This is a genomic window from Flavobacterium sp. FPG59, assembly GCF_002150205.1.
Classification (GTDB): Bacteria; Bacteroidota; Bacteroidia; order Flavobacteriales; family Flavobacteriaceae; genus Flavobacterium.
This window is the reverse complement of record NZ_MTCA01000021.1, coordinates 1-26,395: the sequence shown is the minus strand read 5'-3', so window position 1 is coordinate 26,395 and position 26,395 is coordinate 1. Positions and strand designations below refer to the sequence as shown.

General features: G+C 34.6%; 22 protein-coding genes. 21 read left to right on the top strand and 1 reads right to left on the bottom strand.

Annotated elements, in window-relative coordinates; translation table 11 throughout:
• Window positions 1–925: zinc dependent phospholipase C family protein (locus FPG59_RS03940; protein ID WP_086453319.1), on the top strand; the 925-nt coding region annotated here is incomplete at its 5' end.
• A 57-nt stretch (window positions 926–982) separates the two neighbouring features.
• Here the strand turns inward: FPG59_RS03940 and FPG59_RS03935 are convergent.
• A complete protein-coding gene (locus FPG59_RS03935; RefSeq protein ID WP_086453318.1) occupies window positions 983–3,082 on the bottom strand; it encodes an LTA synthase family protein in 2,100 nt (699 codons plus the stop codon).
• A gap of 161 nt (window positions 3,083–3,243) precedes the next feature.
• Between FPG59_RS03935 and FPG59_RS03930 the strand changes: the two genes are divergently transcribed.
• The 20 genes from FPG59_RS03930 to FPG59_RS03835 form a co-directional block, all read left to right on the top strand.
• Entirely contained in the window at window positions 3,244–3,681 is a 438-nt protein-coding gene (locus tag FPG59_RS03930; RefSeq protein ID WP_086453317.1) for a thioredoxin family protein, read from the top strand.
• The gene (locus FPG59_RS03925) at window positions 3,678–4,664 is read left to right on the top strand and encodes an FAD:protein FMN transferase (RefSeq protein ID WP_086453316.1); all 987 of its coding nucleotides are present in this window, start codon (window positions 3,678–3,680) and stop codon (window positions 4,662–4,664) included. The genes FPG59_RS03930 and FPG59_RS03925 overlap by 4 nt, the downstream gene beginning before the upstream one ends.
• A gap of 11 nt (window positions 4,665–4,675) precedes the next feature.
• On the top strand, window positions 4,676–4,888 hold the full coding sequence (locus FPG59_RS03920) for a DUF4266 domain-containing protein (protein ID WP_086453315.1): 213 nt from the start codon (window positions 4,676–4,678) through the stop codon (window positions 4,886–4,888).
• A gap of 38 nt (window positions 4,889–4,926) precedes the next feature.
• Entirely contained in the window at window positions 4,927–6,303 is a 1,377-nt protein-coding gene (locus FPG59_RS03915; protein ID WP_086453314.1) for a DUF3570 domain-containing protein, read from the top strand.
• Window positions 6,304–6,328: 25 nt separating this feature from the next.
• On the top strand, window positions 6,329–6,991 hold the full coding sequence (locus tag FPG59_RS03910) for a response regulator transcription factor (protein ID WP_086453313.1): 663 nt from the start codon (window positions 6,329–6,331) through the stop codon (window positions 6,989–6,991).
• A gap of 6 nt (window positions 6,992–6,997) precedes the next feature.
• Window positions 6,998–8,383, top strand: a complete 1,386-nt coding sequence (locus FPG59_RS03905) for a HAMP domain-containing sensor histidine kinase (RefSeq protein WP_086453312.1) — start codon at window positions 6,998–7,000, stop codon at window positions 8,381–8,383.
• Window positions 8,384–8,449: 66 nt separating this feature from the next.
• Window positions 8,450–12,784, top strand: coding sequence for a CusA/CzcA family heavy metal efflux RND transporter (locus tag FPG59_RS03900; RefSeq protein ID WP_086453311.1), 4,335 nt, complete (start codon window positions 8,450–8,452; stop codon window positions 12,782–12,784).
• A 10-nt stretch (window positions 12,785–12,794) separates the two neighbouring features.
• Window positions 12,795–13,910, top strand: coding sequence for an efflux RND transporter periplasmic adaptor subunit (locus FPG59_RS03895; RefSeq protein ID WP_086453310.1), 1,116 nt, complete (start codon window positions 12,795–12,797; stop codon window positions 13,908–13,910).
• 14 nt (window positions 13,911–13,924) lie between these two features.
• Complete coding sequence (locus FPG59_RS03890) at window positions 13,925–15,043, top strand: VIT1/CCC1 transporter family protein (protein WP_086453309.1); 1,119 nt, start codon at window positions 13,925–13,927, stop codon at window positions 15,041–15,043.
• Between the two features lie 52 nt (window positions 15,044–15,095).
• The gene (locus FPG59_RS03885) at window positions 15,096–15,599 is read left to right on the top strand and encodes a hypothetical protein (protein WP_086453308.1); all 504 of its coding nucleotides are present in this window, start codon (window positions 15,096–15,098) and stop codon (window positions 15,597–15,599) included.
• Between the two features lie 262 nt (window positions 15,600–15,861).
• The gene (gene hisG / locus FPG59_RS03880; RefSeq protein ID WP_086453307.1) at window positions 15,862–16,719 is read left to right on the top strand and encodes an ATP phosphoribosyltransferase; all 858 of its coding nucleotides are present in this window, start codon (window positions 15,862–15,864) and stop codon (window positions 16,717–16,719) included.
• Between the two features lie 86 nt (window positions 16,720–16,805).
• Window positions 16,806–18,098, top strand: a complete 1,293-nt coding sequence (gene hisD, locus FPG59_RS03875; RefSeq protein WP_086453306.1) for a histidinol dehydrogenase — start codon at window positions 16,806–16,808, stop codon at window positions 18,096–18,098.
• Window positions 18,088–19,143: a histidinol-phosphate transaminase gene (gene hisC / locus FPG59_RS03870; protein WP_086453305.1), complete on the top strand. Its 1,056-nt coding sequence runs from the start codon at window positions 18,088–18,090 to the stop codon at window positions 19,141–19,143. The genes hisD and hisC overlap by 11 nt, the downstream gene beginning before the upstream one ends.
• A gap of 191 nt (window positions 19,144–19,334) precedes the next feature.
• Window positions 19,335–20,471, top strand: coding sequence for a bifunctional histidinol-phosphatase/imidazoleglycerol-phosphate dehydratase HisB (gene hisB, locus FPG59_RS03865; protein WP_086453304.1), 1,137 nt, complete (start codon window positions 19,335–19,337; stop codon window positions 20,469–20,471).
• A gap of 97 nt (window positions 20,472–20,568) precedes the next feature.
• A complete protein-coding gene (gene hisH / locus FPG59_RS03860) occupies window positions 20,569–21,150 on the top strand; it encodes an imidazole glycerol phosphate synthase subunit HisH (RefSeq protein WP_086453303.1) in 582 nt (193 codons plus the stop codon).
• Window positions 21,151–21,197: 47 nt separating this feature from the next.
• Window positions 21,198–21,920: a 1-(5-phosphoribosyl)-5-[(5-phosphoribosylamino)methylideneamino]imidazole-4-carboxamide isomerase gene (gene hisA / locus FPG59_RS03855; protein ID WP_086453302.1), complete on the top strand. Its 723-nt coding sequence runs from the start codon at window positions 21,198–21,200 to the stop codon at window positions 21,918–21,920.
• A gap of 100 nt (window positions 21,921–22,020) precedes the next feature.
• A complete protein-coding gene (gene hisF / locus FPG59_RS03850) occupies window positions 22,021–22,776 on the top strand; it encodes an imidazole glycerol phosphate synthase subunit HisF (protein ID WP_086453301.1) in 756 nt (251 codons plus the stop codon).
• Between the two features lie 47 nt (window positions 22,777–22,823).
• On the top strand, window positions 22,824–23,423 hold the full coding sequence (gene hisIE / locus FPG59_RS03845) for a bifunctional phosphoribosyl-AMP cyclohydrolase/phosphoribosyl-ATP diphosphatase HisIE (protein ID WP_086453300.1): 600 nt from the start codon (window positions 22,824–22,826) through the stop codon (window positions 23,421–23,423).
• A gap of 236 nt (window positions 23,424–23,659) precedes the next feature.
• A complete protein-coding gene (locus FPG59_RS03840) occupies window positions 23,660–24,697 on the top strand; it encodes an alkaline phosphatase D family protein (protein ID WP_086453299.1) in 1,038 nt (345 codons plus the stop codon).
• 65 nt (window positions 24,698–24,762) lie between these two features.
• On the top strand, window positions 24,763–26,395 hold a 1,633-nt coding region (locus tag FPG59_RS03835; protein WP_140344587.1), incomplete at its 3' end, for a M1 family metallopeptidase.

Here is a 26,395-nt window from a genome sequence, read left to right as displayed (position 1 = left end):
GGGCGTAATTGGTCATGAACGTATCAACCGAGCAGCTGTAATGGCATTGCCTAAACCACTACAGACTTTCTTTTATAATCATATTGATTTTATTACTCAGGAATCAACGGTTCCAGATTTAAGACGCAATGTTTTGAATGATAAAATGGAACCACCACGTCATTATTTTGATATGGAAAACTTCGGTGATGTAGCTACTTTTCCTAAAACAATGGAAGAAGCTAAAGCAAAATATGACGAAAAGTTTTTAACCAAAAATGGTATCTTACCTTGGCATATTCAGGATTTGATGGTTAAATTAACAAAGGCTTTCAAGGATAAAAGGAAAAACGAAATATTATTTATCGCTGGGGATTTAGGACATTATATTGCAGATGGTCACATGCCATTGCATACTTCTGACAATCATGACGGTCAAAATACAAACCAAAAAGGAATTCATTCTTTGTGGGAAAGTCGTTTGCCAGAGTTGTTTGCTAAGGATTATAAGTTCAACGTTCCACAAGGTGTGTATTTAGAAAATGTGGAGAAAGCAACTTGGGATTTGATTTTTGATACACACAGTTTAGTAGAGCCGTTATTAGCGATTGATAAAAAATTAAGAACAGCAACACCCGAAAACAAAATTTTTGTTACTGATGCAGCTGGTGAAATTGTAAAAAATAAATACGGAGGTACCATGTATTCTGATGAATATGCAAAACAATTGCATGCTGATATGAACGGAATGGTTGAAAAGCAAATGCGAAAAGCTATAACTGTTACAGCTAGTTTTTGGTATACGGCTTGGGTAAATGCAGGAAAACCTGATTTGAGTGGTCTAGATACTCCAGAATTGACTAAAAGAAATAGCAAATTGCTAAAAAAAGACATGAAAACGTACTTGAAAGGGAATCTTTTTGGTTTAACAAGCGATAAAGAATAAGCTGTATTAATTTAAAAATGAAGCGGGTGATACTTATGTTTCACCCGCTTTTTTTTGTTAATTTATTTTTTGATATTTTTTATTCTTTAGGATATCAGATGCCGATTGGTAATAGGAAATGGTTTCTTTAACAAGATCGGTTCTCTCGTTTTTTAAGGGAACTTGATCGTAATAAATTTGAAAAATAGGATCCACTTTTTGGTCTGTTTTTAAATGCAACTCAAATTGTTTAACCCTCTGTTTTGGTGAAATAATGGTTAGTACGTTATCTTTAATTAATCCTAAATCTTGATACGTAGCAATCAAAGCTCTTGGTTTATAGTCTGTTTTTAGTACGTCTTGTCCATAAAATTTACTTTGGTAATCAAAATTTAGAAGTCCAAATACCGTAGGCATAACATCTATTTGTGACATTAGATTAGTGTATTGAGCTGGTGCAATAAAACCAGGACTGTAAATCATAGCTGGAATACGGTATTTATCAACCGGTAATTCTGTTTTTCCTGCACTTGATGCACAATGATCAGCTACAATCACAAAAACGGTGTTGCTAAACCAAGGCTGTTTTTGTGCCATTTCAAAAAATTTGCGCATAGCATAATCCGTATACTTCACGCCGCCATCACGAGATTTAGCATCGCCAGGAATGTCAATTTTACCATTCGGATACGTAAATGGCCTGTGATTGCTAACAGTCATGATGTGATTGAAAAAAGGTTGCCCTGTTTTTGCTTCTTGATTCATTATTTTAATAGCCTTGTGATACATATCTTCGTCACAAACACCCCAAATATTGGCAAAAGTGATTTCCTTAGGTTCAAATGTTTTTTTATCTACAATATCATAGCCATTGCCTGTGAAAAAATCCTCCATATTATCAAAAAAAGCATCACCTCCATACATGAATTTAACTGCATATCCCTTTTGCTTGAAAATGCTCCCTGTTGAAAATTTATTTTTATTGTCTTCGCGCTTCACAACACTTTCACCTGCAGTAGGAGGAAAGCATAAGGTTACGGCTTCAAGGCCTCTCACGGTTCTATTTCCTGCTGCATAAAGATTGGTGAAAACTAAACTTTTTGTCGCCAAACTATCTAAAAAGGGAGTAATACCATTTTCGTTACCATACATTTTCATGAATTCGGCACTGTAACTTTCAATCGTGATTAAAACAACATTTTTATGTTGTTCAGCAGCTACATTTTGAATGTTTCGTAAAGAGCAATTGTCTGTAATATTTGGAATTTGTTGTTTTAGCTGAGAAAATGCTTCTTGAGTTGGTATCGTTTTATAAAATTTGAAGTAATCCAATTCGCTGTGTACGAAAGCAAAATAAAATTTATAAATACCATTAGCTTGTAGCTCATTAGCAAAGACATTTCTCGAATTTTCTTTCGTCGATAAATAAGGTAAAGCAAGCAATGCGACAACAAAAAGGAAGAGATAGATTCCTGATATTTTAATTTTTTGTGTAAAAGTGGGAATGTTTTCTATATAGCTTTTTGATTTTTGGACAATGAAGTACGTAATGAATCCCGCTAATGCAAACAAAGCCGAAAATAATGGAATTACGGGATAAGACTCCATTATGTTTCCAATAACTTCATTAGTATAAATTAAATAATTGACTGCAATAAAATTGTAGCGAACACCAAATTCATTCCAAAAGAAATATTCACTGATACCATTTTGTAAAATCAACAGAACATATAGTAAAATAACAAAAGAGAACAACCAAAACCGAATAGCATTACGATATTTTGGTAGAAAAAGTAAAAGGCCAAAAAGGATTGTTTTTATTGAAAGAAAACCAATTGTAATTTTTGGTAACGCGCTTCCGTATTCATTTAAAATAGTATTGCCAAAAGTTATGTAGCAAAGCACTGCTACAAAAAGTCCTAGGATTATATATCCGTAAGGAGAATGATATTTGGCGTTTGAAATGAATATTAAATAAAGCCATAAGAATGAGCTAATCACAATAAAAATCAAAACGTCCGAAAGAAATCCTAAAATATAAATCGAGAAAGCCTCGGAAGCAGTAAACGAAGACTGTGTTATGGGATGAAAATAAAGTGCGAGCCGAATTACCAAACTAATTGTCAGGTAGAACATCAGTAAATAATTAAATGGCGCCGTTAACTTAAAAAACTTCATAATTCTTTTTTTTTGGTAAATGTAACGGTAGTTAAAACATTGATATTTTAAGATTTGCTTAATGTTGCTCGCTAAATTAATATTAACTTAAGAAAGGCCATTGTGGAAATAAGCAATCAATAAAATGAATAATTTTACAGAGAATTTTAATTCAAGGTCAAATGAAGAAATCCATTATTTTTTTATTCCTCATGATAGGAACAATAGGTTTTTCACAAAGCTGGAAAACATCTTTTACAGAAGCCAAAGCTCAAGCTGCTGCCGAGAACAAAAACATACTTTTAGTTTTCTCAGGATCGGATTGGTGTGCTCCTTGCATAAAATTAGACAAAACCATTTGGCAATCGGAAGAGTTTAAAAGTGAATCTGCTCAAAAATGGGTGATTTACAAAGCTGATTTTCCAAAGAAGAAAGCGAATTTATTGCCATTAGAATTAACCGAAAGCAATAAAAAGTTAGCAGAGCAATATAACAAAGCAGGGAATTTTCCGCTGGTACTTTTATTAAATCCCTCTGGATCAGTATTGGGAATTAGTGGTTATAAAAACATGAGTCCTCAAGAGTATATTCAATTGATTCATTCTTTCGAACAAAAATGAAAAAGGTAGTCTTCTTAATTGCTGTTATTTTTAGTCTTTCTGCACAGTCACAAATCATTCATAAACGCAAGTTGTTTATGTTAGGGAGTCCATTTGAAGTGACTGCTGTTGCAAAAGATATTATTGCCGCCAACGTTTATATAGATATGGCTATAGCTGAATCAAAGCGAATTGAGAATTTAATCTCAGATTGGATTCCCACCACTCAAATTTCTCAAGTCAATAAAAATGCGGGTATTAAGCCAGTTAAAGTGGACAAAGAAGTTTTTGAATTGGTCGAAAGAGCTATAAAAATTTCGAAGTTAACCAATGGAGCTTTTGATATTTCGTATGCTTCGATGGATAAAATCTGGAAGTTTGACGGGTCAATGAAAGTAATGCCTACTGAAGAAGCCATTAAAAAATCAGTAGAAAAAATTGGCTATCAAAACATCATATTAGACCCTAAAGAGCAGACTATTTTTCTGAAATTCGAAGGAATGAAGTTAGGGTTAGGAGGAATAGGCCAAGGATACATAGCCGACAAAATTAAAAGTTTATTGTTTTCTAAAGGATGTTTGTCGGGAATCATAAATGTTTCGGGGGATATTAATGCATGGGGAAAACAACCTGACGGGAAACCCTGGACAGTAGGAATTGTAAATCCTGTTAATAAAAATAAAATTTTCGCCACTTTTCCACTAACCGATAGCGCGGTGGAGACTTCAGGGAGTTACGAAAAATTTGTTGTTTTTGATGGCAAAAGATACTCACACATCATTGATCCAAGAACGGGTTATCCTGCCACGGGAATTGTAAGTGTGTCTGTATTTGCAAAGCAAACAGAAATTGCAGATGCCTTAGCTACAGGAATTTTTGTGCTAGGAGTAGACGTTGGTTTGGATTTAGTCAATCAAATAAAAGGAGTAGAGTGCATCATTGTAGATGATACGGGTAAAGTGCATTCATCAAAAGGAATAGATACCAAAAATGCAATCAATTAAATAGTAGTGCGATGATAAAGAAATTAGGATTAATACTAGTAGGATTGTTTGTTTTGCAATCTTGTAGCTCCGTAAAGGAATATGAAAAAGAAAAAATTAACGATCCTGATATGAAGCTATCAGCAAGAACGGCAGAGCGTTATGAAACTTCTTTTCAAGTATATCGTGAAGCTTCAGCTGGAGCCAATGGTGGTAAATCAGGTGGTGGCTGTGGTTGCAACTAACCTTGCAAATATTTGACTTTAATAGCAATTCAATTAAAATGAAGATAAAAATTATAGCACTCTTGCTAATTGTAACAGCAACTGCATTTGCACAAGATACTCCAAAGGAACCTGTGTTTAAAAAACGCGTATTAGAAACTACCGAAGTTGATTTTTTGGCAAGTTACTATGCCCAGGATGGTTCAAGATCTGCTGTTTCAGGTGGGCTTGGTTCTGAAAAACTTACTGATGTAGCTTCAAATATTGTAGTGGCAATGCCATTAAACGATGATGATGTATTGACTATTGACCTTGGTATTTCGGCTTACTCGTCAGCTTCCTCAAGTAATATCAATCCGTACGATACTACAAACGGCACCCCTTGGCAAGCTTCCTCAGGTGCGTCACAAAGTGATCAACTTACATCTATCGTAGCTAATTACAGCCATAGCAGTGATTCACGAAATCTTATTTGGAACACAGATGTGTCATTTTCTAATGAGTATGATTACACTTCTGTAGGTGTAGGTGGTGGAGTAGCACGTTTATTCAATGAAAAAAACACAGAGCTTAGCGTAAAAGTGAATGCCTATTTGGACCAATGGAGACCTATTTACCCAAAAGAATTATCAGATTTTGATGGTAATGGAAATGGTTTTTTAAACCAAGGTATTTTTAATGGAAGAACTATTTGGAATCAAAACGGACAAGTATCTACGGCTTATTTACCGAGTGCTTTTAAGCCAGTTACGGCAGTTAATAGAAATTCATTTTCGGCTTCATTTGGATTTTCACAGGTTTTGACAAAAAAATTACAAGTTTCATTTTTCTTTGACGTTTTACAACAACAAGGACTTTTATCCTCACCGTATCACAGAATGTATTTTGCTGATAAAGCGAACTTTTATGTAGGGCAGCCGCAATATATTGCTAATTACACCAATGAAAGCAACAAAGGAGCCTATCAATTAGCCGATGATATAGAGCGATTGCCTGACACTCGTTTTAAACTTCCAATTGGAGCACGCTTGAATTATTATCTAAATGAACGTGTTGCTTTGCGAACCTATTACCGCTATTATTCAGATAATTGGGACATACAATCGCATACCGCGAGTATTGAAGTTCCAGTAAAACTGACGGATAAGTTTACTGTTTTCCCCATGTATAGGTATTATACGCAAACGCAGTCTAAGTATTATGCGCCTTACGAAACCCATTTATCAACTGAAAAATTTTATACGTCAGACGCTGATTTAGCTACTTTTGATGCCAATCAATATGGTTTTGGAGTGAATTATACAGATATTTTCACAGCTGCTAAAGTTTGGAAATTTGGATTGAAAAATATTGATTTTAGATTCAATCATTACAAACGAAGTGATAATCTTACAGCTGATATTGCAACTGTTGCATTTAAATTTATAATGCAATAAAGCTTAATTTTACAAAAAAAGAAACATGCACTTATTAATTGTAGAGGATGAGGCTGGGATTATTCAGTTTTTGAAACAAGGATTAGAAGAGGAAGGCTATACCGTGAGCAGTGCTGCTGATGGGAGTCTTGCATTTGAGAAAATCCAAAAGGAAAATTTTGACCTCATTTTATTAGATTGGATGTTGCCCAAAATGACAGGTTTAGAGTTGTGCAAAGCCATTCGGTTAAAAAATAATACTACACCAATTATTTTTTTAACTGCTAAAGATACAGTTCAAGAAACCATTGAAGGTTTGAAAGCAGGAGCCAATGATTATATCAAAAAACCTTTTAGTTTTGACGAATTATTAGAACGAATCAAGATCCATTTTAGGAATCAAGGTGAGATTACAAAGCTAACATTGGGAAGCATAACAATTGATATTGCTCAACATAAGGTAGTAGTAAACGATACGGAGGTTGCCTTTACACAACGTGAATTTGAGCTTTTGACTTACTTAATTAAAAATAAAGGTAAAGTTTGCACCAGAACACAAATTATTGAAGATGTTTGGGACATTCATTTTGAGTACGATACGGGCGTTATTGATGTTTTTATGAATGCAATTCGTAAAAAATTGAATTTAAAATTAGAACAAGACAATATAAAAACTATTCGTGGAGTAGGCTATATCGCTAATGATTAAATAAAAATGCAACAACTTTCATTTAAAAATAGAATTGCTCTCAATTATATTGTCACCACTGCTTTATTGATTTTTGTGGTGTTTTGTATTATCTATTCAATCGTAAAATTTAGTGTATACAATCATGTTAATACTGATATTGATAGCGAGGCAGACAAGCATTTAAGCGAGATTGAAATCGTTGGTAATTCATTTCATTTAATTCACAAAGAAGAGTGGAAGGAACGCGAACACAACACACTTGATGTGAATCCTGTTTTTATTCAGTTTATTGATCAAGATGGTAATCTAATTGAAAAATCACCAAATCTTAAAAATACTACTTTATCTTTTGATACTCACCACGTGTCAAATGTACTTTTTGACACCACTTTAGCAAATAGCACCATCAGGCAATTGCAAGTTCCTATTTACAATAAATCTAAAATTATTGGTTATTTGATTGTAGCAATGTCACTTGAAGACGCTACGATGGTTCTTGATAATATCTCCAAAGTATTGATTATTACTTATCCTCTAATTTTATTAGTACTTTTTTTTCTAGCTCGTTTTATTGCTGGTCGATTTATCAAGCCAATTAGTTCCATTATTACTACTTCAAACGATATTACAAAAGACAACCTGACTTCGCGTATCGTATTACCTTTTCAAAAAGATGAATTGTATGTTTTATCGCAAACAATAAATAATTTGTTGGACCGGATTGAAACCGCTGTAGAACGAGAAAAACAATTCACTTCAGATGCATCGCATGAACTTAGAACTCCTTTAACGGTGATTAAAGGAACACTCGAAGTTTTGATCAGAAAACCGAGAGAACACGCTGAATATACCGAGAAAATAAACTTTTGTGTCAACGAAGTAAACCGCTTAAATAACTTAGTAGATCAATTGTTATTATTAGCTCGTTTTGAAAATCAAAAACAGACATTAAAAACAGAAAAAGTATATTTAAACGCCTTGTTTTTAGATACTATTTCTCGATTTTCAGCAATTATTCAAAGCAAGAAAATCAATGTTAGTACCAATTTTTCGGCGGAACATTACACAGAAACAGATGGGTATTTATTTTCGATTGTAATTAACAATTTAATATCGAACGCTTTAAAATATTCGAATCAAAACGGAAATTTGACATTAGTTTTAAAAGAAGTTAACAATATAATTGAATGCCAAATTAGTGATACCGGGATAGGAATTCCTGCTGAAGATGTGGATAAAATTTTTAATCAATTTTACAGATCTCAATCTAGTAGTCATCCCGAAATTAAAGGAACAGGTTTAGGGCTCTCTATTGTAAAAAGATTATGTACTTTGCTCAACATTGATATTGCAATTAGCAGTCAAGAAAACAAAGGAACCACTATTCTTTTAAGATTATTTGAAGCATAACTTAAGTAGTTCTTAAGGAAATTGTTATCTTTCAACCTTACTTTTGAGGTATAAAAAAAGATTAAAATGCTTGAAAAAATAATTGCTTTCAGTTTAAAAAACAAACTTATTGTTTTATTATTCACACTCGGAATTTTTGGATTTGGTCTCTTTTCTGTTTTCCAAATTTCAATCGGTGCAGTTCCAGATGTGACTAATAACCAAGTTCAGGTAATCACAACTTCTCGTAACCTTTCTACGCAAGATATTGAACAATTTATCACCTATCCAGTTGAAATTGAAATGGCTAATTTACCTGGAGTAAAGGAAATTCGATCGATTTCTAAATTTGGGTTGTCTGTTGTTACCATTGTTTTTGATGAGAATTTAGGAACGTATCTTCCAAGACAACTTATCGCAGAGAAAATCAAGACGGCCTCCGAAAAAATCCCTCAAGGTTTTGGGACACCAGAAATGGGCCCAATCACTACAGGACTTGGAGAAATCTATCAATATACATTAGAAGTAAAACCAGAATTTAAAAACAATTATTCCGTAACAGATTTACGTACCATTCAGGATTGGGTAGTAAAACGTCAGTTATCTGGAATTAAAGGTGTTGTGGAAATTAATACTTGGGGTGGATTTTTAAAACAATATGAAATTGCAATTAGTCCATCGAGTTTAAAAGCGATGCACATTACTACCGCTGATGTTTTTACCGCTTTGGAAAAAAACAATAGTATTGCAGGCGGTGCCTATATTGAAAAAGTGAATCAAAGTTATTTTATCAGAGGCGAGGGAAAAGTAAATTCACTAGAAGATATTGGGAATATTGTTGTTACAAATACTAACGGATTACCCGTTTACATCAAGAATGTAGCGCAAATTCGTTACGGTCATGCCAATCGTTTTGGTGCCATCACAGGCAATGGCGAAGGCGAAAAAGTCTTGGGACAAGTCATGATGCTAAAAGGCGGAAACTCTAAACAAGTGATTGATGATGTGAAGAATAGAGTTGCCGAAATCCAAAAATCACTTCCCGAAGGTGTTTACATCAACGGATTTTTAGAACGAAGCGAGTTAGTAGGGAAAACGACTTTTACAGTTGCCGAAAACTTGATTCTAGGATGCTTAATCGTAATTTTTGTTGTGGTGCTATTGCTAGGAAATTGGCGTTCAGGCTTGGTTGTGGCCTCTGTAATTCCGTTGTGTTTGTTGTTTGCTATTTCCTTCATGAATATATTTGGTATCGATGCCAATTTAATGAGTTTGGGTGCAATAGATTTTGGAATTATCATCGATGGTGCTGTAATTATTGTCGAATTTATTGCGTTCCAAATTGCTAGTAAATCATCTCATTTAGTCAATCTTAGTAAGGAAGAACGCCAGCTAGAGATTGACCAAATCACTTACAAAAGTGCCTCCAAAATGATGAATTCGGCTATTTTTGGCCAATTGATTATTCTGATAGTTTTTATTCCAATTTTATCCTTATCTGGTATTGAAGGTAAAATGTTCAAACCAATGGCAATGACGTTTAGTTTTGCCTTGTTAGGCGCCATGATTTTTTGTTTTACCTATGTTCCTGTCGTTTCTTCATTGTTTTTGAAACCAAAAGAGGAAAATCCAAACTCCTTATCAAGCAGGTTAATTCAAAAGTTAAATTCATGGTATTCGCCTATAATTACTTGGGCTATAGTCAATACCAAAAAAGTTTTGTATGGTGCACTTGGCTTATTATTGCTGGCTGCGGGCTTATTTGCAACCATGGGAGGAGAATTTATTCCTACGCTTGACGAAGGGGATTTTGTAATTCAGCCCGTTTTAAAAACAGGAACATCTTTGACAAAAACAATAGCGATAACGACCAAAATAGAAAAAATAATCCTCAATAACTTCCCGGAAGTGACACAAGTTGTCAGCAGAATTGGAGCTGCCGAAGTGCCTACAGATCCAATGTCTATGGAAGAAAGTGATATTATTGTAAAATTGAAACCCAAATCAGAATGGACTTCAGCTTCCACCAAAGATGAATTGGCAGATAAAATAAAAGAAGCTTTAGAAAATCAAATTCCGAATATGGAAATCGAATTTACGCAGCCGATAGAAATGCGTTTCAACGAATTAATTTCGGGCACCCGTTCTGATGTTGCTGTTAAAGTTTTTGGCGAAGACCTAACTATTTTGGCTGAAAGGGCTGAGGAAATTAAAAATGCAATTGCAAAAGTAGAAGGTGCTTCGGATATTATCATCGAAAAAACAGAGGGCTTACCACAAATGTCCGTCGTTTATGATCGTTCTAAAATTGCCCGTTATGGGTTGAGTATTGCCGATTTGAACGAAATGATTGCCCTTGGCTTTGCCGGAAAAACCGTTGGAACTGTTTTTGAAGGCGAAAAACGTTTTGATATGGTTGTGCGTTTGGATCAAACAAACCGACGAGATATTGAAAATTTACGTAATTTATACGTTCCAACTCCAAACGGCGAACAAATTCCCTTGCGCGAGTTGGCTTCGATCGAATATACTGAAGGTCCTGCGAAAATTTCTAGAGATAATACGAATAGAAGAATTGTAGTGGGAATCAACGTTAGGAATCGAGATTTGCAGAGTGTAGTTACTGACATTCAGCAAATTGTTGAAAACAAAATCAAATTACCAGCAGGTTATTACGTGAAATACGGCGGGCAATTTGAGAATTTACAAAGCGCCAAATCCAGATTGATGATTGCAGTTCCTATCGCTTTATTTTTGATTTTTATCCTTTTGTATTTTGCTTTTGGATCTGTAAAAGAGGCGTTAATGGTCTATTCAGCAATTCCGTTGTCTGCAGTAGGTGGCGTTCTTTTTTTATGGCTGCGTGATTTGCCGTTCAGTATTTCGGCGGGTGTTGGTTTTATTGCACTTTTCGGGATTGCAGTATTAAACGGAATTGTACTAATCGAACATTTTAAAGAACTCAAACATCAAGGAATGAAAGATATCGATGCATTAATTTTAAAAGGAACTACAGATAGATTGCGTCCGGTATTATTGACTGCAGCTGCTGCCGCACTAGGGTTTTTACCGATGGCAATTTCGTCTTCAGCAGGGGCCGAAGTACAGCGACCTTTGGCAACGGTTGTTATTGGTGGATTGTTTACGGCAACTATTTTAACCATGATTGTATTGCCTATTTTATACAAAGTTTTTGAAGGTCAGTCTTTCAAAAAAGCAAAGTTTAAAAAGAATCAAACTGCTACTTTTATCATTATGTTATTGTTAAGTACTTCATTTGCTTTTTCACAAAATACTAGTCCAGAATTAGACAGTTTAATGTCGAAAGCGATGCAATATAATAAAGGCATCAAAGCAGCTCAATTGCAAGTAGATAAGGCTAAAACTAATATTAAAACGGCCAATACCTTTGATAAAACCAATATTTACTACAGTTACGATCAAAATAATTTGGCATTGAATGAACTGCCCTTGCGTGTTTTTGGTGTGCAACAACGTTTTGCTTTCCCAACGGTTTACGGAGCGCAGAAAAAAGTACTTTCTTCTGAATACGAAAAGGAAAAAGCTAGTTTTGAAATTCAGAAAAACAAACTTTCTTTGGCTGTAGCCAAATCCTATCAGCATATTGTTTATTTGCAACATCAAGAAAAACTCTATCAGTATTTGGACAGTTTGTATCAAAATTTCTCTAAAGCAAGCGACAGACGTTTTGAATTAGGAGAAACAAATTATCTCGAAAAAATTACGGCTCAAGCCAAGTTCAGACAAATAAGAACCAAGCTTTCGCAAATTGAGAATGACAAAAAAGCACAATACGAACTGTTGCAATCCTTACTTCAATCCGATGAAACTATTGTGGTAAAAAGTAATAAAATTACACCCTTAGAATCTTCTATTGATGAAACAAGTAAAACGCTATATACTTCTTATTTAGAAAGTATTACATCTAATTACAAAAGCCAGATTATGTTGCAAAAACAACATTGGCTACCGGATATTAACCTAGATTATTTTCAAGGTAGAAATAATGGATTATCGCAGTCGTTGTATGGTTTTCAAGTTGGAGTTGCTGTACCCATTTTATTCTCAGGACAGGTTGCAAAAAGTAAAGTAGCACAGCTTGAATTGCAAAGTTGGGAACAACAAAAGCAAAATGAATCCATAAAAATAGAGAAGTATATCACTCAAAAAAAGAATGAATTAGCAAAACATCAGGAGGCAATAAACTACTACAATCAATACGGTAAAAAATTATCGGATGAGATTATAAAGGTGGGAAATAATAGCTACAAACATGGTGAAATTGATTTCTTTCAATACATCCAAAGTCTAGAAAATGCCACAACAATTCAAGTGGATTACTTAGATACTCTTTTGCAATTCAATCAAACTCAATTAGATTTACAATATCTCAATTTTTAATATTTTACCAATGAAAAACGCACTCTATATAATCACATTATCTCTTTTTTTATTTTCTTGCAAAGAAGTGAAAACGGAAGAATCAGATCCAAAAGATAACGGTTTAATTACAGTATCTGACACTCAATTCAAAACCTCGGGAATGGAGATTGCGAGTCCAACAGAACAAGATTTTGATGTTACTGTAAAAGCATCTGGAAAAATTGACGTGCCGCCACAAAACCGAGCTAAAGTGAACACTTTTATGGGAGGTTATGTGAAATCGACAACGCTTTTGGTTGGAAATAGAGTCACAAAAGGTCAAGCTTTATTGACTTTGCAAAACACTGAATTTCTGGATATTCAAAAAGAGTATATGGAAGTAGCGGAGCAATTGAATTTCTTGAAATCCGAATATGACCGCCAAAAAACCTTGTACGATGAAAAAATCACTTCGCAAAAAAACTACTTAAAAGCCGAAAGCGACTATAAAAGAGCCAAAGCGATGCATCAAAGTTTAAGAGCCAAATTGGTGCTGTTGAATATTAATCCTAAAAATGTAGAAAAAGGAATTTTGACTTCAACAATCACCATTTTTTCTCCAATAACCGGCGATATCGTAATCATGAATGCTAATGTGGGTATGTACGTAGCGCCTTCGGATGTGATTTTAGAAATTGTAGATACGGATCACTTGCATTTAGAATTAGCCGTTTTTGAAAAAGATATTTTGAATGTGAAAATTGGACAAAAAATACAATTTAAAGTTCCCGAAGCATCAAAAGAAGTATTTAATGCTGAAGTACATTTGGTAGGAAAATCAATTGAAGGAAATGACAGAACGATTAATATTCATGGACATTTAGACGATGCTATAAAACAAAAGCTGTTGACAGGAATGTTTGTAGAATCTGAAATAATTATCGATTCTAAAAAAGGTTTAGCGATTCCTGCTGAAGCATTGGTGACAGAAAACAATAAAAATTTTGTACTTTTAGTCAAGAATGAAAAAAATGGATATTCGTTCCAGAAAGTAAGTGTTACTGTTGGTTCGAAGTCTGAAAAGTTTGTCGAAATACTGCCAAACACAACAATATCTGCTTCTTCAAGACTATTAACAAAAGGAGTTTTTGATTTGGTTAATTAATAAAAAAGGAAATAATGGACTTGAATAAACTTAAAGATCAGTTGCAAACAGAGGTTGATACGGCCTTTTTGTATGATAGTATTGCTGCCATTCAGTCTGACGAAAATCTTTCGAGAGTTTTACTTAGTTTAGGCGAAATCGAGAAAGGACATGCAAAACACATGTTAGATAAAGTTCGTACAATAGAACCGAATTTCAACATGCCTTTGCCATCTGGTAGAGCAAAATTTCAACTGAAGTTGGGTAAAATTTTTGGATACAGTTCCATAATTAGTTCCTTGTCTTCAATAGAAAAACAGTTTGCCGAAAATTCGGTTCGAAACAAAATTAAAACGGGTGAAAAACCAACTGGTTTTGAGCACAATCACTTAAATATTATCGAGGCTGTAAATAATAATGCGGCCTTAAATGTTTCTGGAGGGCTGCTGTCTAAATTTGAAAGCAGGCATAAATCCGTAGGAGGAAATGCCTTGCGAGCGGCAGTTTTAGGTTCTAATGATGGATTGGTTTCTAATATGAGTTTGGTAATGGGAGTTGCTGGAGCAGCCGTTTCTAATGATACGATATTGTTAACCGGAATTGCAGGACTTTTGGCAGGAGCAATTTCAATGGCGCTAGGCGAATGGCTTTCGGTACAAAGTTCTAGAGAATTAAACCAACGCCAAATTGATTTGGAAACCGAAGAATTAGAAGCGTCTCCCGAAGAAGAGAAAAAAGAATTGGTTTTGTTGTATCAAGCCAAAGGAATGAATGCGGTCGAAGCTCAAAAATTGGCTGACAAAGCTTTTGAAAATCCGCAAACAGCGATTGATGCCATCATCACGGAGGAATTAGGAATTGACAAAGAAGAATTAGGAGGATCAGCCTGGGAAGCAGCTATAGCATCGTTTGTGCTCTTTGCTATTGGAGCGATTATTCCATTATATCCGTTTATGTTTTTAGACGGAAAAAATGCCATTTTACTGAGTGTCGGAAGCAGTGTGGTAGGGCTTTTTGGCATAGGAGCAGCCATCACTTTATTGACAGGAAAAAGCATTTTATTCTCGGGATTCAGACAAGTGGCTTTTGGTTTGTTAGCAGCAGCAGTTACCTACGGAATTGGGTCTTTAATTGGCGTATCCTTAGCAGGATAAAATTCTGAAAAATTTAATATCACTAATAAATACTAACTTAAACTATAAAATTATGAATGATGCACACTTACACCTAGTTGTAAACCATTTTCCTATTATTGGAACAATCCTTGGACTTGGGATTTTAATCGCTGGAATAGTATTAAAAAATAAATCGGTACAAAACACCGCTTATGTATTATTTGTCGTTGCAGCTGTTTTTGGCTTTTTTAGCATGTCTACTGGTGAAGGAGCAGAGGAAATGGTGGAAGATTTTCCTGGAATAGGAAAAGCAATTATTCACGAACACGAAGAAATGGCCGAAAAACTTGCACTTGTTTTGTATGCGCTGGCAATTACATCATTATTTGGCCTTTATTCTAATTTGAAAAATAAGCCAAAAGCAAATCTAGTTTCTTATATCGCTACAGTTGTTGCAATCATCGCTGTGTTTTTTGCACAACAAACGGGCACAACAGGAGGCGAAGTTCGTCATACTGAAATTAGAACTGAAAGTGCTGCTGTGGATAGTAAGACAGAGAAAGTTACTCCTTCCAATGAGGACGAAAAGGAATAAAAATAATATTTTAACAAAAAAGTAATATTTAGTTAAAGTATTAATTGCTTTTTAATTAAAAAAGAATCTATCTTTGCAAAGAAAAATAAAACACATGTTTACAATACAATTACATCATCATCATTTTCATTATTGCTCTCAAGCGATGTGTTAATGGTATGCATGTAAATCATCATATTTAAAAACCCGTTTGAGTACATCAAACGGGTTTTTTATTACCTCACACTGTACTCAAACATTATCATTCTAAAAAAACAAAAAAATGAGTACATTAAAAATTGCAATTCAGAAATCAGGTCGTTTAAACGAAGACAGCATTCAAATCCTAAAAGATGCTGGTATCTCAATTGATAACGGAATCGACCAATTAAAAGCTGAAGCCTCTAATTTTCCTCTTGAAGTTCTTTATTTAAGAAATTCAGATATTCCTCAATATTTAATGGATGGCGTAGTAGATATTGCCATTGTAGGGGATAATTTATTGGTTGAAAAAGGCGGAAATATTGAAGTTATTCAAAAATTAGGTTTTTCAAAATGCAAAGTATCTGTAGCTGTACCTAAATCTTTTCAATACACATCTGTGAAAGATCTTGACGGGATGCGCATTGCTACATCGTATCCCAAAACGGTACTTGATTTCTTTAATTCAAAAGGTGTTACGGTTGACATTCACCAAATTTCAGGTTCGGTTGAAATTGCGCCAAACATTGGGCTTGCTGATGCTATTGTAGATATTGTATCAAGCGGAAGTACCTTGTTTAAAAATAATTTAAAAGAAGTCGAAGTTATTTTCAAGAGTGAAGCGGTGTTGGCTGTTTCGCCAAAAGTAAGTCTAGAATCTCAAAAAATTATAGACACGTTGAAATTCAGAATCGAGTCGGTTTTAAGAGCTAGAAAGTCAAAATACATTTTGATGAACGTTCCTAATGATAAAATCGAGGCAGTTGGTAAAATTCTTCCTGTATTACGCAGCTTAACCGTTTTACCTTTGGCACAAGAGGGATGGAGCAGTGTACACTCGGTAATTGATAAAGACACTTTTTGGGATGTTATCGATCAGTTGAAAGAGGCTGGAGCCGAAGGAATCTTGGTATGCCCAATTGAAAAAATGGTCTTGTAAAAACTTTAGAGTATAACTTATTTTAGTAAAAATTCATTGCGAACTTTGCGAATACCTTTGTGAACTTTGCGGTTAAAAACAATACAATGAACAAAATATATAATCCAAAACCAGAAACGTGGTCTAGTATTTTAGAACGACCTACAAAAACGGTAGATGATATTGAAGCTACTGTAAAAGAAATTTTCAAAGAGGTACAGAAAAAAGGGGATGAGGCTGTTGCCAAATATACCTCGCTTTTTGATAGCGTTGCAGTAGACAAAATGACTGTTTCTGAAGCTGAAATTCAGGAGGCTATTGCAGCAGTACCGCAAGAGTTAAAACAAGCAATTGCTTTGGCAAAGGCTAATATTACAGCCTTTCACCGTGCTCAGAAAACAGAGCGTGTGGCTGTTGAGACCGTAAGTGGAGTTTCATGCTGGCAAGAAAAAAGACCCATTCAAAAAGTAGGTTTGTACATTCCGGGCGGAACAGCACCCTTGTTTTCGACTGTTTTGATGCTTTCCGTTCCTGCTGAAATTGCGGGTTGTAATGAGATTGTTTTATGTTCACCACCGGATAAAGAAGGTAAAATTAATCCTGCCATTTTATTTGCGGCCAATTTATGTGGAGTAACTAAAATCATGAAAGTGGGCGGAATTCAAGCTATTGCAGGTTTAACTTTTGGTACAGAAAGTATTCCTAAAGTCTATAAAATTTTTGGACCAGGAAATCAATTTGTAACGGTTGCGAAACAATTGGCAACACAATTTGGCGTTGCTATTGATATGCCTGCTGGTCCTTCAGAATTATTGATTGTGGCTGATGATACTGCCGTTCCTGCTTTCGTAGCGTCGGATTTATTATCGCAAGCAGAGCACGGAGCCGATAGTCAGGTGATTTTAGTTTCGACATCAAAAAAATTAATTGATGCTGTTGCTGATGAAGTTGCTACTCAAATAGAGGCTTTGCCAAGAAAAGCCATTGCTGAAAAAGCCATTACCAATTCTAAATTAATTTATGTTGAGACTGATGCAATTGCTTTAGATTTAATTAACGAATACGGTCCTGAACACTTTATTATTTGCTCTGAATTTGATGATTTTTACAGCAATAATGTCCTAAATGCGGGTTCGGTTTTTATAGGAAACTATACTCCTGAAAGTGCTGGTGATTATGCCTCGGGAACCAATCATACCTTGCCAACGAATGGTTATGCCAAGAATTACAGTGGTGTAAACTTAGATAGTTTTATGAAAACGATGACTTTTCAAAAAATAAACGAACAAGGAATTCAAGCCATCGGAAAGGCAATTGAAATTATGGCCGAAGCAGAAGGATTACAAGCACACAAAAACGCAGTTACATTACGATTAAAAGCACTTGAAAATGGAAAATAAGTTCGATATCAATAATTTAGTTCGGGAGAATGTAAAAAACATGAAACCGTATTCATCTGCTCGTGATGAGTTTGAAGACTTTGATACTGCCGAAATGATTTTTTTGGATGCCAATGAAAATCCGTTTGAAAATGGCGTAAACAGATATCCAGATCCGCAACAAATGCGTGTAAAACGCCTTTTAGCAAAACAACGTCGCGTACAAACGAATCAAATTGTATTAGGAAATGGAAGCGATGAAATTCTAGATTTACTTTTCAGAGCATTTTGTGAACCAAATACTGATAACGTGATTACTTTGCCACCAACTTATGGCATGTACGGCGTTTTATCTAATTTGAATGCCATTGAGAATAGAGAAGTTTTACTTTCGGATGACTTTCAGCCAGAGATTGAAAAAATCATGGAAGCGGTTGACGCCAATACCAAAATGATCTTTTTATGTTCGCCAAATAACCCAACAGGAAACTCCTTTTCGGATGAAAAAGTAGCGTATTTGCTGCAAAATTTCAAAGGACTCGTTATTATTGATGAAGCGTATATTGACTTTTCTAAAAAAGAAAGTTGGATCAATGAATTAGATGAATATCCTAATTTGATTATTACACAAACGCTCTCCAAAGCTTATGGATTGGCTGGAATTCGTTTAGGAATTTGTTATGCTTCTAGCGCGGTTACTACAATTTTAAACCGTATTAAACCTCCTTATAATGTAAACGAACTGTCGCAAAATCGAGCGGTAGCAAGACTTGAAGATCAGCAAGCTATTACAACTGAAATTGAGTCAATTATATCACAAAGAGAACTTTTGATTGAAGCTTTATCAGAAGTTAGTTATGTGGAAAAAATTCATCCTACGGAAGCCAATTTTGTTTTGGTTAAAGTGGATGATGCTAACAAAAGATATGCTGAGTTAATTGCAAAAGGAATTGTAATTCGAAATAGAACTACACAAGCACTTTGTGAAAACACATTGCGTTTGACAGTAGGAACTGAAGAAGAAAATAAAAAATTAATAGTAGCTTTGAAAGCTATTGGAAACTAGTTAGGACCTTTGTTTCCGCGTGAGGGATAGCAGTGGAGCTCTTTGTAGTGCCGCGAAGCTGGGCAGTACAAAAGCGGGAACGAATAGCCCGACCCGACTTTTTTTGGAGGGTAACGCCCAAAACTTGAATTATTAAATTAAAATAACAGAACGCAACCGCACATGCCAATGCGTTTATTAGTAGGAATACCATGAAAAAAGTGCTTTTTATAGATCGTGATGGAACGATGGTTTTGGAACCTCATGACTACCAATTGGATAGTTTTGAGAAATTAGAATTTTACCCAAATGCATTTCAATATTTGGGAAAAATTGCAAAAGAGTTGGATTTTGAATTGGTTATGGTTACCAATCAAGATGGTTTAGGAACGGCTTCTCATCCCGAAGAGAATTTTTGGCCGGTGCATAACTTGGTTATGAAAGCTTTTGAAAATGAAGGTGTTGTTTTTAGTGAAGTTTTAATTGATAAAACGTTCCCACATGAAAATGCTCCTACACGTAAGCCTGCAACGGGTTTATTGACTAAATATATTGATAGTTCAGACTACGATTTGGCCAACTCATTTGTAATTGGAGACCGAATTACAGATGTGGAATTAGCGAAAAATTTGGGTGCAAAAGGGATTTTCATCAACACAGATGAAGCATTAGGAAGTGACGAAATAGCTTCAAAAAGAGAAGAATTAAACTCGGTTATAGCGCTTCAAACCACGGATTGGAAAACGATTTATGAGTTTTTAAAATTAGAAGAACGTTCAGCAACCATTTCAAGAAAGACGAATGAAACTGATATTTTCATCAATTTGAACCTTGATGGAACTGGGAAGAGTAAAATTGAAACCGGAATTGCGTTTTTTGATCACATGCTGGACCAAATTGCACGTCACGGTCAAATGGATTTAGAAATTTTAGTGAAAGGTGATCTAGAAGTAGATGAACACCACACTATTGAAGATACTGCTATTGCACTTGGAGAAGTTTTTGCAAAAGCATTAGGTAATAAATTAGGTATTGAGCGTTATGGTTTTTGTTTGCCAATGGACGACTGTTTAGCTCAAGTGGCTATTGATTTTGGAGGTAGAAACTGGCTGGTTTGGGAAACCGAATTCAAACGAGAAATGGTAGGTAAAATGCCAACCGAAATGTTCTTTCACTTTTTTAAATCGTTTTCAGATGGTGCTAAAGCCAATATCAACATCAAGGCTGAGGGTACTAATGAACACCACAAAATTGAAGCGATCTTTAAAGCTTTTGCAAAAGCGATAAAAGTAGCTGTGAAACGGGATACAGAAAAAATGATTTTACCTAGTACGAAGGGTATGCTTTAATAAGTCATAAAGTCAAAAGTCTTAAAGTCAAAAGTCTCTTAAAAGGATTTTGCAAATGACTTTAGGACTTTCGACTTTCGACTTTAAGACTAAATAAATGAAAATAGTAATTATAAACTACGGAGCCGGAAATATACAAAGCATTATGTTTGCTATAGAACGTTTGGGTTTCACAGCAGTGCTTAGTAACGATTGGAAGGAAATAAAAGCGGCGGATAAAGTTATTTTTCCCGGTGTTGGTGAAGCAAGTTCTGCAATGAAAATGCTTGTAGATAGCGGTCTAGATGTATTGATCCCTACTTTGAAACAACCTGTTTTAGGGATTTGTTTGGGGATGCAATTGATGTGCAACAAGTCAGAAGAGGGAAACACTGCTGGTTTGGAAATTTTTGATGTAGATGTGGTCAAATTCACTTCAAAAGTAAAAGTACCACAAATGGGGTGGAATCAAATTTATAATTTGAAATCAGATTTGTTCAAAGGAATTGCTGAAAAGGAGTACATGTATTTGGTACATAGTTTTTATGCGCCAAATTGCCCCGATGCCATTGCTACCACAAATTATGAAGTAGAATATGCCTCAGCATTGAAGAAAAATAATTTTTACGGAACACAATTTCATCCTGAAAAAAGCGGCGATGTAGGCGAACAAATTTTAGGAAATTTTTTAAAACTTTAGGTTGAGTCTTTTTGACTTTCGACTTTCAAACTTTAAGACTAATTATCATGAGAATAATACCAGCTATAGACATCATCGACGGGAAATGTGTCCGTTTGTCCAAAGGAGATTACAATACCAAAATTATTTACAACGAAAACCCGCTTGAAGTTGCTAAAGAATTTGAAGCGCACGGAATTGAATATCTGCATTTGGTGGATTTAGATGGTGCAAAATCAAGCCAAATTGTCAATTATAGAATATTGGAACAAATTGCTACACAAACCAGTTTAAAAATTGATTTTGGAGGTGGTTTGAAAGCTGATTCCGATTTGAAAATTGCATTTGAAAGTGGAGCCAATCAAATCACTGGCGGCAGTATTGCTGTGAAAAATAGAGAACTATTCGGAAAATGGATTGCGGAGTATGGAGCAGACAAAGTTATTTTAGGAGCAGATGCTAACAATGAAAAAGTAGCTGTTTCAGGCTGGTTGGAAGATTCAAATGAAGATTTAATTCCGTTTATTCAAGACTATCAAAATAAAGGAATTCAGTACGTAATTTGTACTGATATTGCCAAAGATGGTATGCTAGAAGGACCATCATTTGATTTGTATGCAAAGATTTTGAATGAAAATAACAGTTTAAAATTAATCGCTTCTGGTGGAATTTCTACTTTTGATGAATTACCAAGATTAGCGGAATTAGGTTGCGAAGGAACGATCATAGGTAAAGCTATTTACGAGGGTAGAATTTCATTGAAACAGTTGGGAAATTATATAACAAAATAGATTATTCCGCGAAGAAGCACAAAGAAGACGCAAAGATTCACCAAGAATTTTGTGTATCTCTGCGAAACCTTTGCGAATCTCTGTGTAACAATTATAAAAAATGTTAACAAAAAGAATAATTCCTTGTCTTGACATAAAAAACGGAAGAACGGTAAAAGGTGTCAATTTTGTAGACTTACGTGATGCTGGAGATCCGGTTGAGTTGGCCAAAATATATTCGGATGAAGGAGCTGATGAATTGGTTTTTCTGGACATTTCAGCAACCGAAGAAAGAAGAAAAACATTAATTGATTTGGTTCGAAAAGTAGCTGCAACTATTAATATTCCGTTTACAGTTGGTGGCGGAATTTCCTCTGTCAAGGACGTTGATGTTTTATTGCAAAATGGTGCCGATAAAGTATCTATCAATTCATCCGCTGTTAAAAATCCGCAGTTGATCAATGATTTGGCACAAAAATTTGGAAGCCAATGTGTTGTGGTAGCAATTGATGCTAAGCAAATTGACGGACAATGGATTGTGCATTTAGTAGGTGGAAAAGTACCTACCGAATTGAATTTATTTGATTGGGCAAAAGAAGTCGAGCAACGTGGCGCAGGTGAAATATTATTCACCTCTATGGATAATGACGGAACTAAAAATGGTTTTGCTAATGAGGCTTTGGCCAAACTTTCGGAACTAGTTAATATCCCAATTATTGCTTCGGGTGGTGCGGGAAACATTCAGCATTTTGTAGATTCATTTATTGATGGAAAAGCCGATGCAGCCTTAGCAGCAAGTGTGTTTCATTTTAAAGAAATTGAAATCAAAACATTGAAAGAAGCTCTTAAAAATAACAATATTGAAGTACGAATTTAATATTTTTACTTTAAGACATTCGACTTTAAAACTTTAGACTTAAAATTATGAACATAGATTTCTCAAAAAATACAGACGGATTAATTCCGGCTATTATACAAGACAGCGAGACGAAAGCCGTTTTGATGTTGGGTTACATGAACGAAGAAGCATATCGCAAAACTATCGACACGCAAAAAGTAACTTTTTTTAGCCGTTCTAAGCAAAGACTTTGGACAAAAGGCGAGGAGAGTGGCAACTTTTTAAACTTAGTTGATGTAAAAAATGACTGCGATGGTGATACTTTATTGATTCAAGCAAAACCAGTTGGCCCAACATGTCACACTGGTGCTGATACGTGTTGGCAAACAGTGAATAAAGCTGATTATGGGTTTATTTCACAATTAGAGAAAACCATCGAAACGAGAAGAGAAAAAGCTGACTCGGAGAAGAGTTATGTTGCTTCATTATTTCAATTAGGAATCAACAAAATTGCACAAAAAGTAGGTGAAGAAGCAATAGAAGTAGTTATTGAAGCCAAAGATGATAATGATGATTTGTTCTTAAGTGAAAGTGCCGACTTATTATTTCATTATTTGATTTTGCTTCAAGCCAAAGGATTCAAATTGAATGATGTAGTAGATGTATTGAAAAGTCGTCAGAAATAATCTGACAAAAAAATAAATTGTAACCCAATAGAAAATTTGATCTATTGGGTTATTTTTTTGAAGCAGTTTATGTTTTAGTAACCTATTACAAGTTATAGAAAAACGATATGTTTATCCTTTTTAACAATTGTGTTAAATAACATTTACGCAACATTACTTGTAAGTTTCTGTCAAAAATGTTTTTATATCTTCGTGCACATTAATTGAATAACGTTACTCGTTAGATTCCTCTTTTTATGAAAAAATTTGTTTGTATTTTTAGTTTTTTAGGATTGCTAAGTTGTAATTCGCAACTTCCTTCAATAGCAAGTCAGCCATTAAAAACTAATGAAAATACTAGCTATACAATTGCTTTTGGTTCTTGTGATAATCAAAAAATTAAAAATGAACTTTGGCCTGACATAAATAAAAACAATCCGTCCATTTGGATTTGGGGTGGTGATAATGTGTACTCAGATACCAATGACATGGCGATTCTTAAAAGCAATTACACTATTCAGAAACAAGATCCAGAATATCTAAAATTCATCAAGGGCAAAATTATTCTTGGAACTTGGGATGATCATGACTATGGCGCTAATGATGCAGGAGAAGAATATCCACACAAAAAAGAAAGTCAGCAATTGTTTTTAGATTTTTTAGATACTCCAAAAGATGCTCCAGAACGCAGTAGAGAGGGAGTTTTTAGCTCAAAAACAATTGAAGTTCATGGGAATAAAATTAAAATTATCGTATTAGACACCCGTTATTTCCGAACAACGTTAACCAAAGATCCTAATTCAAAAAAGCGTTTTATGCCTAATAAATTTGGCGAAGGAACAATTCTTGGCCAAGAGCAGTGGGAATGGTTATCAAAAGAGCTATATAATTCAGATGCACAGTTCCATGTTATTGTGAGTAGTATTCAATTTTTATCCAACAAGCATGGCTTTGAAACTTGGGGGAATTTCCCGCACGAGGTCGAAAAACTGGAACAATTACTGGTTTCCTCAAAAGCAAAAGGAGCCTTTATAATATCTGGAGATAGGCACATTTCGACATTTTCCTCAAAAAATGTAACGGGTTTGTCTTATCCTCTTGTTGATTTTACTGCAAGCGGCTTAACGCACACCTATACTGCATTCTCTGGTGAAGAAAATCCATATGTACAAGGCGAAGTTGTTAAAGAGATTAATTTTGGGTTGTTAAAATTTGATTTTCTAAATCATAAAGTCATAATGGAAATTCTTGGCAAAGAAAATAAAACATTACAAAATTATTCTGTTTCCTTTTAGAAAAATTAGGGAATAGTTATTTGTTTTTGATTCTAAACTCTATTTTTGTACTAAATAATTGCACTATGAAAAAATATTTTGGTTCTATTTTAATATCCTTTTTACTTTGTAATTCGGTCAATGCTCAAGGTTTATTAGATCAAAAAACACCTTTATTTACTAGACAAGATACCATTCGAGGGAGTATTACTAAGGAAAGAGCTTGGTGGGATGTAAAAAGGTATCATCTTGATATTAAAGTAAATCTTAAAGACAGCACGATCACAGGTTCAAACACCATAAAGTATCAGGTTGTTCATGAATACAACAGCATGCAAATTGATTTGCAAAACCCAATGAACATCTACAAGGTTACCCAAAATGGGAAAAACTTGGAGTTCAAAAGAGAAGGTAATGCGTTTTTTATTGCATTACAAGAACCTCAAGTAAAAGGAAGCATTAAAGAACTTACTGTTTTTTATGGCGGAAAACCTAAAGTTGCTGTAAATCCGCCTTGGGATGGGGGAATTACTTGGAAAAAAGATAAAAATGGCAATCCATTTATAGCCTCATCATGTCAGGGATTGGGAGCAAGTGTTTGGTGGCCAAATAAAGATCATATGTATGATGAAGTAGACAATATGCTCATTAGTGTCAATGTACCTGCTAATTTAACAAATGTTTCTAACGGGCGCTTGCAAAGTGTAAAAACCCTGAAAGATGGAACTAAAACCTATAATTGGTTTGTAGCTAATCCTATAAATAATTATGGTGTAAACATCAATATTGGGGATTATGTTACTTTTTCTGAAAAATTCAAAGGTGAAAAAGGAAATTTAGATTGTACGTATTATGTTTTGAGAGACAATTTGGCGAAAGCTAAAAAACAATTTCAAGACGTTCCTAAAATGTTAAAAGCGTTTGAACATTGGTTTGGACCTTATCCATTTTATGAAGATAGTTATAAATTAGTTGAAGCTCCGTACCTCGGAATGGAACATCAAAGTAGTGTTACGTACGGAAATGGATATCAAAATGGATACCGTGGAAGGGATTTAAGCGGAACTGGCTGGGGATTAAAGTTTGATTTTATTATCATACACGAGTCTGGTCACGAATGGTTTGCCAATAATATCACCTACAAAGATATTGCTGATATGTGGATTCACGAAAGTTTTACAAACTATTCTGAGAGTCTTTTTTTAGAATATTACTATGGCAAGGAAGCTGGATATACTTATGTTAGAGGTCTTAGAAATAGTATTGAAAATGATAAACCTATAATTGGTAAATACGATGTAAACAATGAAGGTTCAGGGGATATGTATCCTAAAGGAGCAAACATGTTGCATACTATACGTCAATTAGTGAATAACGATGAAAAATGGAGAGGAATACTAAGAGGTTTGAATAGTACTTTTTATCACCAAACGGTGACAACCAAGCAAATTGAAGATTATTTATGCAAGCAAACAGGAATTGATTTGTCGATTGTTTTTAATCAGTATTTAAGAGATACTAGAATACCTTCACTTGAATATTATTTGGATAACAACACTTTAAACTACCGTTGGACAAATATAGTTGCCGGTTTTAATATGCCTGTAAAAGTCATTCTAAATGGTGCGGAAGTTAACTTGAATCCAAAATCAGAATGGTCTGAATTTATCAACTCTAAAAAAATTGAAACTATTGTATTGGATCCTAATTTCTATGTTT

Coding starts and splice junctions, on each gene's coding strand:
- FPG59_RS03935 (WP_086453318.1), bottom strand. CDS start 3,082: ATGAAGTTTTTTAAGTTAACGGCGCCATTTAATTATTTACTGATGTTC.
- hisB (WP_086453304.1), top strand. CDS start 19,335: ATGAAAAAAGTGCTTTTTATAGATCGTGATGGAACGATGGTTTTGGAA.
- hisA (WP_086453302.1), top strand. CDS start 21,198: ATGAGAATAATACCAGCTATAGACATCATCGACGGGAAATGTGTCCGT.
- FPG59_RS03895 (WP_086453310.1), top strand. CDS start 12,795: ATGAAAAACGCACTCTATATAATCACATTATCTCTTTTTTTATTTTCT.
- hisH (WP_086453303.1), top strand. CDS start 20,569: ATGAAAATAGTAATTATAAACTACGGAGCCGGAAATATACAAAGCATT.
- FPG59_RS03885 (WP_086453308.1), top strand. CDS start 15,096: ATGAATGATGCACACTTACACCTAGTTGTAAACCATTTTCCTATTATT.
- hisG (WP_086453307.1), top strand. CDS start 15,862: ATGAGTACATTAAAAATTGCAATTCAGAAATCAGGTCGTTTAAACGAA.
- FPG59_RS03915 (WP_086453314.1), top strand. CDS start 4,927: ATGAAGATAAAAATTATAGCACTCTTGCTAATTGTAACAGCAACTGCA.
- hisD (WP_086453306.1), top strand. CDS start 16,806: ATGAACAAAATATATAATCCAAAACCAGAAACGTGGTCTAGTATTTTA.
- hisF (WP_086453301.1), top strand. CDS start 22,021: ATGTTAACAAAAAGAATAATTCCTTGTCTTGACATAAAAAACGGAAGA.
- FPG59_RS03930 (WP_086453317.1), top strand. CDS start 3,244: ATGAAGAAATCCATTATTTTTTTATTCCTCATGATAGGAACAATAGGT.
- FPG59_RS03840 (WP_086453299.1), top strand. CDS start 23,660: ATGAAAAAATTTGTTTGTATTTTTAGTTTTTTAGGATTGCTAAGTTGT.
- FPG59_RS03925 (WP_086453316.1), top strand. CDS start 3,678: ATGAAAAAGGTAGTCTTCTTAATTGCTGTTATTTTTAGTCTTTCTGCA.
- hisC (WP_086453305.1), top strand. CDS start 18,088: ATGGAAAATAAGTTCGATATCAATAATTTAGTTCGGGAGAATGTAAAA.
- FPG59_RS03900 (WP_086453311.1), top strand. CDS start 8,450: ATGCTTGAAAAAATAATTGCTTTCAGTTTAAAAAACAAACTTATTGTT.
- FPG59_RS03890 (WP_086453309.1), top strand. CDS start 13,925: ATGGACTTGAATAAACTTAAAGATCAGTTGCAAACAGAGGTTGATACG.
- FPG59_RS03920 (WP_086453315.1), top strand. CDS start 4,676: ATGATAAAGAAATTAGGATTAATACTAGTAGGATTGTTTGTTTTGCAA.
- hisIE (WP_086453300.1), top strand. CDS start 22,824: ATGAACATAGATTTCTCAAAAAATACAGACGGATTAATTCCGGCTATT.
- FPG59_RS03905 (WP_086453312.1), top strand. CDS start 6,998: ATGCAACAACTTTCATTTAAAAATAGAATTGCTCTCAATTATATTGTC.
- FPG59_RS03910 (WP_086453313.1), top strand. CDS start 6,329: ATGCACTTATTAATTGTAGAGGATGAGGCTGGGATTATTCAGTTTTTG.